The 2653-nt window shown below is 71.8% G+C and carries 2 protein-coding genes and 1 pseudogene; 1 reads left to right on the top strand and 2 read right to left on the bottom strand.

Going from position 1 to position 2653, the window contains the following annotated elements:
- Together mnmA and WA967_RS14605 are read right to left on the bottom strand one after the other, a co-directional pair.
- Nucleotides 1–818, bottom strand: an 818-nt coding sequence (mnmA, locus tag WA967_RS14610) for a tRNA 2-thiouridine(34) synthase MnmA (protein WP_424424068.1), incomplete at its 3' end; no start/stop codon positions are given.
- A 124-nt stretch (nucleotides 819–942) separates the two neighbouring features.
- The gene (locus WA967_RS14605) at nucleotides 943–2103 is read right to left on the bottom strand and encodes a cysteine desulfurase family protein (RefSeq protein ID WP_424424066.1); all 1161 of its coding nucleotides are present in this window, start codon (nucleotides 2101–2103) and stop codon (nucleotides 943–945) included.
- Between the two features lie 109 nt (nucleotides 2104–2212).
- Between WA967_RS14605 and WA967_RS14600 the strand changes: the two are divergent.
- Nucleotides 2213–2653, top strand: a pseudogene (locus tag WA967_RS14600) (glycogen debranching enzyme); the annotation flags it as partial.

The raw sequence follows: 2653 nt of genomic DNA, 5'->3' as shown, positions 1-2653 counted from the left end.
GGGCCGACGACGACCGTGTTGGTCACCGGGCGCACCTCCAGCACGAACCGGGGCTTGCCGTCCGCGGCAGGAACGCCGAGGTGCAGCCCCCGACGCTGACCGACCGTGAACGCGTGCGCTCCCTCATGAGTGCCGATCACGGCGCCCGTGCGGTCGACGACGTCGCCCTGCTCGGCGCCGACCTTCTCGGCGAGCCAGCCGCGGGTGTCGCCGTCCGGGATGAAGCAGATGTCATGGCTGTCGGGCTTCTTCGCCACGCTGATGCCGCGCTCGGCGGCCTCCGCTCTCACGATGGCCTTCGAAGGCGTGGACCCCAGGGGGAAGTACGTGTGCGCCAGCTGCTGCGCGTTCAGCACGCCCAGCACGTAGGACTGGTCCTTGGCGCTGTCCGACGCGCGGTGCAGCTCGAGTCCGTCAGGTCCATCGATGAGCGTGGCGTAGTGCCCCGTGCACACGGCGTCGAAGCCCAGCTCGATGGCACGCTCCAGGAGAGCGGCGAACTTGATCTTCTCGTTGCAGCGCAAGCACGGGTTCGGTGTGCGCCCGGCCTTGTACTCGGAGATGAAGTCATCGATGACCTCGGCGCGGAAGCGCTCCGAGAAGTCCCACACGTAGAACGGGATGCCCAGCAGATCGGCCACACGGCGCGCGTCCAGCGCGTCCTCCACCGTGCAGCATCCGCGGCTGCCGGTGCGCAGGGTGCCACCGGCGCGCGAGAGCGCCAGGTGCACTCCGACGACGTCGTGCCCGGCTTCGACGGCGCGAGCCGCCGCCACAGCCGAGTCCACGCCACCGCTCATCGCCGCCAGAATACGCATGCGTCCAGTCTACGGCGGGCACCGGCACCCGTCGCGGGGCCCGAACGACGACCTCGACTCGCAGGAGACAGCCAGATGCGCCCCGCGCCACTGCGGCGAGGAGGACCCGGTGGGCTCGTCGCGGTCAGCGGGCTGCGGACGCGCGGGCGTAGGCGTCCTGGATGACAGCGAGCACGGCATCCACGTCTGCGTCTGCCGACGTGCGTCCCAGCGTGAAGCGCAGTGCGCTGCGCGCATCCTGCTCGCTGCGGCCCATCCCCATCACCACGTGCGAGGGCTCGGCGACTCCGGCCTGACAGGCGGAACCGGTGGATGCCGCGATGCCGGCGGCATCCAGCAGGAACAGCAGGCTCTCCCCCACCGCTCCGGGGAACAGCAGGTGGGCGTTCCCCGGCAGCCGCCGCACCGGATCGCCCAGCAGTTCTGCTTGTGGGACAGCCGAGCGGATGCCTGCGATGAGCCGATCGCGCAACGCGCTGAGCCGCACGGACTCGGACTCGCGTTCGGCCTCGGTCGCCTCCAGAGCAGCGGCGAACGCCGCTGCTCCCGCCACATCCTGCGTCCCCGCACGCAGCCCGCGCTGCTGGGCCCCGCCGTGCAGCAGGGGTGCGAGCCGGGCGGAGCGCGCCACCACCAGTGCCCCCGTACCGACCGGGGCGCCGATCTTGTGGCCGGCCACGCTCATGGCCACCAGGCCCGCTGCCGAAGGCGCGCCGCCACGAAGCTCATGGAAGGACAGCGGCACATGCCCCCACGCGGCCACGGCATCCAGGTGCAACGGCACTCCGGCGTCCGCCGCAGCAGATGCCAGCCCGGAAGCGTCATTGATCGTGCCCGCCTCGTTGTTCGCGACCAGCGCTGTGGCCAGCGCCGCACCGGGCAGCGCCGCCCCGAAAGCATCGACGTCGATGCGGGCGGTATCCGACACCGCGACCGCACGTACCGCGGCGCCTTCCTTCGCGAGGGCCGAGACGGTGTCCGTGGTGGCGTGATGCTCGGCATCCGGCAGCACGATGGCATCCGCGCCCGCCGCGCGCGAACGCCACAGGCCGTTCAGCGCGGTGTTGATGGATTCGGTGCCGCCCGAGGTCAGGACCACCTCGATCGGATCGCTGCCCAGCACGGCCGCCGCCCGCTCGCGCGACTCCTCCAGCAGGCGCCGTGCGTCCTGGCCGGCGCCGTGCGTCGACGAGGCGTTGCCGATCACCTCGGTCGCCGCCAGCCACGCTTCGCGCGCCTCCGGGCGGAGGGGGGACGTGGCCGCATGATCGAGGTAGAACCGCATGCTCCCATTGTCGTCCGTCCACTGCAGCAGGGGCGCGGAGAGACCGGGGTTCGTGAACCGCGGCACCCGGATTCACGTGCTTCCCCCGGGCGCGCTTAGGCTGTCTCCCATGCCCGCGACCCCCACGCCCCCTCCGGGCGGCTCCGCTCTCGACGACCTCGGCGTCCGTCTGCACGACGGCGTCGGGACCCTGCGCGTCTGGTCGCAGAACGCCTCGTCGATCGAGCTGGTCGTGTTCGACGCGGATGACCTGGACTGGGAGACCGCACAGGTGCCGCTCGAGCGCCGCCCCGGCGGCGTGTGGGAGGTCACCACCGACCTGCTGCAGCCCGGCACCCGCTACGCGCTGCGCGTGGACGGTCCGCACGGCCCCGGACACGTCTTCAATCCCGAGACGCTGCTCCTGGATCCCTACGGCCGCGGCCTCGCCCAGGGCGCCGGCTACGAGGAGTGGCGCTCGGTCGTGATCGAGGACGGCTTCGACTGGGGCGACGTCCGCAAGCCCGGCATCCCGATGGACCGGACGGTCATCTACGAAGGGCACGTCAAG

Origin of the sequence: Microbacterium sp. (genome assembly GCF_049650565.1) — a bacterium.
In the GTDB taxonomy this organism is placed as follows: Bacteria; Actinomycetota; Actinomycetes; order Actinomycetales; family Microbacteriaceae; genus Microbacterium.
Note: the sequence above shows the minus strand (reverse complement) of the source record. Positions and strands in the feature narration are given on the sequence as shown.